We start from the raw sequence: 6,705 nt of genomic DNA on the forward strand, positions 1-6,705 counted from the left end.
ACGGCACCGGGATGTTATGGCTGGTACGGATGTTGAAGGAGTAACCAACGGGGTGGGCGTGACGGTGCGGCAACGATCTAGCACACTGTAGGGGTGCAAGAGGTCGACGACGTGCTGGGCCGGCTACGGCGATACCCCGATGTGGAGGCGGTGAATCTCTATGCGGTCGACGCCGCCGACCGGCTGATTCTCGATGTCGCCGCCGACGCGCTCGCGGTCGCGGGCGACGGCGGCGTCGCGGTGATCGACGACGGATACGGCGCGCTCACCCTGGGCGCCGTCGCCGCGCACGACCTGCGCCGGGTGCGGGTGCATCAGGACCTGCTCACCGGCGAACTCGCCCTGGCCAACAACGCCCGTGCGGTCGGGCTGGCCGATCGCTATACCGCCCACGCCCTGGGCCGCGAACTGCTCGAGGGGGTGCGGGTGGTGCTGCTGCGGCTGCCGCGGGCGCTGTCCGGCCTCGCCGAGATCGCCGACGCCATCGCTCGATACGCCGATCCGGGCGTGCGAGTGTTCGCCGGGGCGCGCGACAAGTACCTGACTCCGGCGATGAACGACGTTCTGGCCGAATCGTTCTCGTCGGTGCAGGCGAGCCGGGGGCGGCAGAAGTCGCGCATTCTCACCGCGCGCGATCCCAAATCTCCTGGCCCCGTGCCCTATCCGATCCGCGAGCAGCTCGAGGAGCTGGACCTCGAGGTGGTCGCGCACGGCGCGGCGTTCTCCGGTCCGCGGCTGGACCTGGGCACCCGCTTCCTGATCGAACATCTGCGGCGGATGAAGCCCGACGCGCACCAGGCGATCGATCTGGGGTGCGGCACAGGCATTCTCGCCGTCGCGCTGGCGAAGGCGCGGCCGCATCTGACCGTGGTCGGCACGGATCAGTCCGCGGCGGCCGTAGCCTCGGCGCGGGCCACGGCCGCCGCCAACGGCGTCGCCGACCGGGTGACGGTCGTGCGCGACGACGCGATGTCCGCGATCGGCGACAACAGCGCGGACCTGGTGCTGTGCAATCCGCCGTTCCACATCGGGGCGGCGGTGCACACCGGATCGGCGATCAAGATGTTCACCGAGACCGGGCGAGTCTTGCGTCCCGGTGGCGAGCTGTGGACGGTGTACAACTCACATCTGAATTATCGGGGAGTGGTGGAGCGGTTCGTCGGTAAGACCGATGTCGTGGGGCGTAATCGCAAGTTCACGGTGACACGGTCGGTGCGAGGACTGCGGGGCGCGCGCCCCGATTGATCCGCGCACGAGGTGATCATCGAACGGTAGGGTCGTGTTGGTCCGTTTTCATCCGAATGGGAACTTGTATTCCCAGCGGCACGTTGGATACTCAGAACGGCCACGATAGCCGTGGACCGCGACTTCCGGAAAGGCACAAGACGGTGCGCACTTCAAGCAACCCGATCTTCAGAAACTTGCCGCAGCAGCAGCGCAGCGGCTATGCGGGGTTCGGTTCGCCGACTGCCGGCGCCGGACAGTTCAACCAGTACGGCCAGCCGCAGGCGCCGTACCAGCCTTATGGGCAGGCCCCGGCCACCCGGCCGATGACCATCGATGACGTCGTCACCAAGACCGGCATCACCCTCGGTGTGGTCACTCTCACGGCGATCATCTCCTACGTGCTGACCTCGATGAACAACAGCCTCGGCGGCTTGTTCGTGGGCGTCGGCGGCCTGGTCGGCTTCGTGCTGGTGATGGTCGCGTCCTTCGGCCGTAAGCAGGACAACCCGGCCATCGTGCTGAGCTACGCGGCGTTCGAGGGTCTGTTCCTGGGCGCGCTGTCGTTCATGTTCACCAACGTGCGCTTCGGCGGTGTCGGCGGCTCGGGTCTGATCGCCGAGGCGGTGCTGGGCACCTTCGGCGTGTTCTTCGGCATGCTCGTGGTCTACAAGACAGGCGCGATCCGGGTCACGCCGCGCTTCACCCGCATGATGGTCGCGGCCATGATCGGCGTGCTCGTCCTCATGCTCGGCAACCTGGTCGCCAGCTTCTTCCACGCCGGCGGTCTGGGCCTGCGCAGCGGCGGCGCGATGTCGATCGTGTTCAGCCTGGTCGTGATCTGCGTGGCGGCGTTCAGCTTCCTGCTGGACTTCGACGCCGCCGACCAGCTGATCCGCGCCGGTGCGCCGGAGCGGGCGGCCTGGCGGGTGGCCCTGGGGCTGACCGTCACACTGGTCTGGCTGTACCTCGAGATCCTGCGCCTGCTCAGCTACCTGCAGCGCAACTAGCGGCTCGAGCACTTCGAACGGGTGGTCGCCGGATTTCGGCGGCCACCCGTCGCGTGTTCGTGTTCAGGCGTGCGACACACTCGTGGCGAGCCCATCGGTGGCGATATGGTCGCTGCCGCAGTATTCGGCCAGCATGACGATGCTGGTGGCGTTGTTCGTGCGCAGCGGCAGAATCTCCAGGTATTCGGGGGACTGGTACCAGCCCTCGGCCGCCCCGTAATCCGGAAATTCGATCACGATGACATTGCCGTTGGCGGGCCCCTCGACGACGAGTTGCCGCCCGCCGTGCACGATGAAGCGCCCGCCGAACGGCGCGAGCGTGGCATCGATACGCTCGAGGTATTCGATGATCTCGGCGTTGACATCGACGTTGTGGAGATGAGCGACGGCGTAGGCGGGCATTTCTGGCTCCTCGGGTGAATTGCTCTGGCGCCTTTGATGTTTCCGTGCCGGATGAATGAAGTCGATTACCTGGAAGGTAAGGAGTCGTGCACATGCCGTATGCCGAAGCTACCGACGGGACCCGTATCGCGTATCAGGCCGCGGGCGAAGGTTTCCCGTTGGTGCTGCTGGCCGGGCAGTCGAACAACCACCACTGGTGGGACGGCATTCGGGAGGACTTCCACGACGCGCATCGCACGATCACCATCGACTATCGTGGCACCGGAGATAGCGATAAGCCCGATACCGTCTACAGCACAACAGGATTCGCCGACGATGTGATCTCCGTGCTGAATGAGCTCGGTATCGAACGGGCCGACGTGTACGGCACATCGATGGGTGGCCGGGTCGCGCAGTGGGTGGCGGCCGCGTACCCCGAACGGGTGCGCGCGCTGGTCCTCGGCTGCACCTCGCCCGGCGGCAAGCACGCCGTCGAGCGCGGCAACGACATCCGCCGGGCACTGGCCGCCGCGTCGACCGCCCAGCAGACCCTGCTCACACTGATGTACACCCCGGCCTACCTGGCCCGCACCACCGGCCCCTACCAGACCATGGGCGATCCCGACATGCCGTACTACACCAAGCGCCGTCACCTGATCGCCAGCCACCGGCACGACGCCTGGGACGCCCTCCCCGACATCACCGCCCCCACCCTGATAGTCCACGGCGCCGACGACGTCTTCAACCCATCCGCGAACGCCCCCCTACTCGCCGAACGCATCCCGGGCGCCCGCTACGCACTGATCCCAGGCGCCCGCCACGCCTACTTCGAAGAATTCCGCTCCGTCGCAAGCCCTCTGGTACGAGACTTCCTCGCCGGAGCCATAACCACCTTCTGAAACGGACCCGCCTCGGCGCAAGCGCTGTTCAGCGCCACATACAACTGTGGGCGGCTGTCTCGAGACAGCCGCCCACATCGTTGAGGTCCGGGCATGCCCCGGGACTCTCGTCGGGTTATCTGATAAGGGTCCGGGGCGTGGCCTTGGGATTCCCGTCGGGTTATCCGACTATTCGGGGGTCCGGGGGCATGGCCCCGGAATTCCCCGACCGCAGCGGTCGAGCGTCAGCTCAACCGCTCCAACACCATCGCCATGCCCTGCCCGCCGCCGACGCACATGGTCTCCAGACCGAACTGCTTGTCGTGGGTCTGCAGGTTGTTGATCAGGGTGGCGGAGATCCGGGCGCCGGTCATGCCGAACGGGTGGCCCAGCGCGATCGCGCCACCGGAGACGTTCAGCTTGTCCAGGTCCATCTTCAGCTCGCGCGCGGAGCCCAGGACCTGCACCGCGAACGCCTCGTTGATCTCGTAGAGGTCGATGTCGTCGATGGTCTTGCCCGCGAGCTTCAGCGCCTTGCGGACCGCTTCGATCGGGCCCAGGCCCATGATCTCGGGCGACAGGCCCGAGACGCCGGTGGACACGATCCGCGCCAGCGGGGTCAGGCCCAGCTCCTTGGCCTTGGTGTCGCTCATGACGACCAGCGCGGCGGCGCCGTCGTTGAGCGGGCAGGCGTTACCGGCGGTGATGGTGCCGTCGGGGCGGAAGACGGGCTTCAGCTGCGAGATTTTCTCGTAGGTGGTGCCCGCGCGGGGGCCGTCGTCGGTGGAGACGACCGTGCCGTCCGGCAGCGTCACCGGGGTGATCTCGCGCTCGAAGAAGCCGGACTTGATGGCCTCCTCGGCACGGTTCTGCGACCGCACGCCCCAGTGGTCCTGCTCCTCGCGGGAGATGCCGGTGTACTGGGCGACGTTCTCGGCGGTCTGGCCCATCGCGATGTAGATGTCCGGCAGCTCGCCGCTCTCGCGCGGGTCGGTCCAGCCGCCCGAGCCGCCCTCGGCGCGCTTGGTGGTGCGGGCCTCGGCCTCGGCGAACGCGGCGTTGTGGGTGTCCGGCCAGCCGTCGGAGGTGCCCTTCGCGAACCGCGAGACCGTCTCCACGCCGGCGGAGATGAAGACGTCGCCCTCGCCGGCCTTGATGGCGTGGAAGGCCATGCGGGTGGTCTGCAGCGAGGAGGAGCAGTAGCGGTTGAGGGTGACGCCGGGCAGGTAGTCGTAGCCCAGCTGGGTGGCCACGACCTTGGCCATGTTGAAGCCGCCCTCGCCGCCGGGCTGGCCGCAGCCGAGGATCAGGTCGTCGATCTGCTTGGGATCCAGCGCCGGAACCTTGTCCAGCGCGGCGCGGACCATCTGGGTGGCCAGATCGTCCGGGCGCATGCTCACCAGTGAGCCCTTCCCGGCGCGCCCGATGGGGGACCGGGCGAAGGAAACAATGACGGCCTCAGGCATGAGGACTCCTTTGTCGGGCGGTACACGGTCAGGCGACCGTATCTATACGCAGTACGGGAACGCGCTTCCGAATGTACGTCGCCATGATCCGAACCGGACATCCGGTCTCGGCGTTCAGGCTATGCCTGTTTGCTTCCGTGTTGCTCAGGTGGGTTCAGTCCATCACGGACGAGGTCCGCATCGCCGACACCGGCACGGGGAGGTCGAGTTCCCGCAGGATTGCCGGGAGTAGATGCCTGGCGACGAGCTCGTATCCGGCGGCCGAGGGATGGAAGCCGTCGGCGGAGAAAAGGACCTCCGGAGCGGAGCGGAAGTCGCGCGCCAACAGGTCGCCCATCCGCACCGCCGACCCGCCCGCCGCCCGGGTCGCGCTCGCCTGCGCACGGGCCAAACGGATGCTCCAGCTGTGCACCACGGTGCGCAGCGGCTGCGGAATGGCCGCCACGGCGCCCAGATACGGGCAGGTGCCGACCACGACGACGCTGCCCGCCGCGTGCAGGCGTTCCACCGCCCGCCGCAGCCGATCGGCCGAGCGCAGCACCGAATGCTTTTTGGTGACGTCGTTGGCGCCGACCAGAATCACCGCGACGTCGGGCGGCGGACCGGCCACGAACATCGCATCCACCTGTCCGGCGAGCCCTTTCGAGGTGGCGCCGGATATCGCCTTGGTACTCAGCCGGATTCGCCGCCCGCTCACCTCGGCCAGGGAGCGCGCGATGCGCACGCCAGGCACCTCCTCGGGGCTGCGGCAGCCGACGCCCGCCGCGGTGGAGTCACCGAAGATCATCAGGTGGATATCGGCACGTGCGCCGCTGCGCCACGGTTCGGGCGCGGTACATCCGGCCGTGTACACCCCGTCGGCCTCCGGCGGCTTCGCCGAATCGCGCCCGATCATCGAGCGTGCGGCCTGCGCCTGCGCCATGAGCAGCCGATAGGTGGCCCACGACGCCCCGCCGGCGCCGGATCCCGCTGCCACCGTCGCGGCGGTGGTCACCGCGAGCGTGCGCCACGTGTGCGTCATCGACAACAACCTCTCTGGTATCCCTGGTCTCGCCGGGATTCCGATGCTCACCTGCATACATATTGCCGGATGCGCGCCGTCGGAGCACTGATCGCCCACTCCGAGCTTATGCACCTATTGAATGTGCCGTTGTTTAGCGGTACATTATTCACGGTAGTTAGATGATCGGCCGCTCGGGACGGACTTCGGATCGGATCCCAAGGCGGCCGGAGGTAATGCAGATATTCAATGTGAATAGGAGTTTCGATGTCTCGCTTCGTTCCGATGCGAGTTCGGCGCGCGTTATCCCGCGTCGTCATCGCATTCGCCGTGGTCACGGCCCCGCTCACGGTCGTCGCGGCGCCCGCGTTCGCCGCGCCTGTCGTCTCGGTCCCGGCGTCACCGAGCCGGCCCGCGGTTCAACCGATCCAGCAGGCGCGCGGCTGGATGGCGCCGCACTGGCACAACCCCGGCATGTCGGGGTTCGGCCGATGGCATGAGCCCGGCTTCGGTGGCTGGCGCGGTCACCGCTTCGGTGGCTGGCGTTTCCCGGGTATGGGCGGCTGGCGTTTCCCGGAGTTCGGCGGTGGGAATTTCCAGGGCTTCGGCGGTTGGCGTATGCCGTGGCTGGGTTGGATGTTCCCGGGCTGGGGTTATTAGCCGCACCCTGAAAACACCGCACCCCGTCCGAAATTCGGACGGGGTGCGGTGTTTTCAGGGTGCGGGGTGAGTCAGCGCCCCGGGTG

At 67.5% G+C, this 6,705-nt stretch carries 7 protein-coding genes; 4 read left to right on the forward strand and 3 right to left on the reverse strand.

The genetic code is table 11. From position 1 onward, the window contains the following. The first annotated feature begins 93 nt into the window (after positions 1-93). Complete coding sequence (locus JZ791_RS28990) at positions 94-1,245, forward strand: class I SAM-dependent methyltransferase (RefSeq protein ID WP_216898527.1); 1,152 nt, start codon at positions 94-96, stop codon at positions 1,243-1,245. 143 nt (positions 1,246-1,388) lie between these two features. Continuing rightward, positions 1,389-2,234 carry a Bax inhibitor-1/YccA family protein gene (locus JZ791_RS28995; RefSeq protein WP_216898528.1) on the forward strand — a complete coding sequence of 282 codons (846 nt, stop codon included), beginning with the start codon at positions 1,389-1,391 and terminating at the stop codon, positions 2,232-2,234. 63 nt (positions 2,235-2,297) lie between these two features. On the opposite strand, the gene JZ791_RS29000 is transcribed toward JZ791_RS28995, so the two are convergent. Then, positions 2,298-2,636: a DUF1330 domain-containing protein gene (locus JZ791_RS29000; RefSeq protein WP_216898529.1), complete on the reverse strand. Its 339-nt coding sequence runs from the start codon at positions 2,634-2,636 to the stop codon at positions 2,298-2,300. A gap of 92 nt (positions 2,637-2,728) precedes the next feature. On the opposite strand from JZ791_RS29000, the gene JZ791_RS29005 reads away from it, so the two are divergent. Then, positions 2,729-3,514 (forward strand): alpha/beta fold hydrolase, encoded by a 786-nt coding sequence (locus JZ791_RS29005; protein ID WP_216898530.1) that lies wholly within the window; start codon positions 2,729-2,731, stop codon positions 3,512-3,514. Positions 3,515-3,738: 224 nt separating this feature from the next. Here JZ791_RS29005 and JZ791_RS29010 read toward each other — a convergent pair whose 3' ends face one another. Both JZ791_RS29010 and JZ791_RS29015 read right to left on the reverse strand, forming a co-directional pair. Continuing rightward, the gene (locus JZ791_RS29010) at positions 3,739-4,959 is read right to left on the reverse strand and encodes an acetyl-CoA C-acetyltransferase (RefSeq protein WP_216898531.1); all 1,221 of its coding nucleotides are present in this window, start codon (positions 4,957-4,959) and stop codon (positions 3,739-3,741) included. A gap of 154 nt (positions 4,960-5,113) precedes the next feature. Beyond that, positions 5,114-5,980 (reverse strand): SGNH/GDSL hydrolase family protein, encoded by an 867-nt coding sequence (locus JZ791_RS29015; protein ID WP_216898532.1) that lies wholly within the window; start codon positions 5,978-5,980, stop codon positions 5,114-5,116. A gap of 246 nt (positions 5,981-6,226) precedes the next feature. On the opposite strand from JZ791_RS29015, the gene JZ791_RS29020 reads away from it, so the two are divergent. Further along, positions 6,227-6,619: a hypothetical protein gene (locus JZ791_RS29020; protein WP_216898533.1), complete on the forward strand. Its 393-nt coding sequence runs from the start codon at positions 6,227-6,229 to the stop codon at positions 6,617-6,619. Positions 6,620-6,705 lie beyond the last annotated feature (86 nt).

The sequence above is a fragment of the Nocardia alni genome (assembly GCF_019038435.1).
Classification (GTDB): Bacteria; Actinomycetota; Actinomycetes; order Mycobacteriales; family Mycobacteriaceae; genus Nocardia; species Nocardia alni.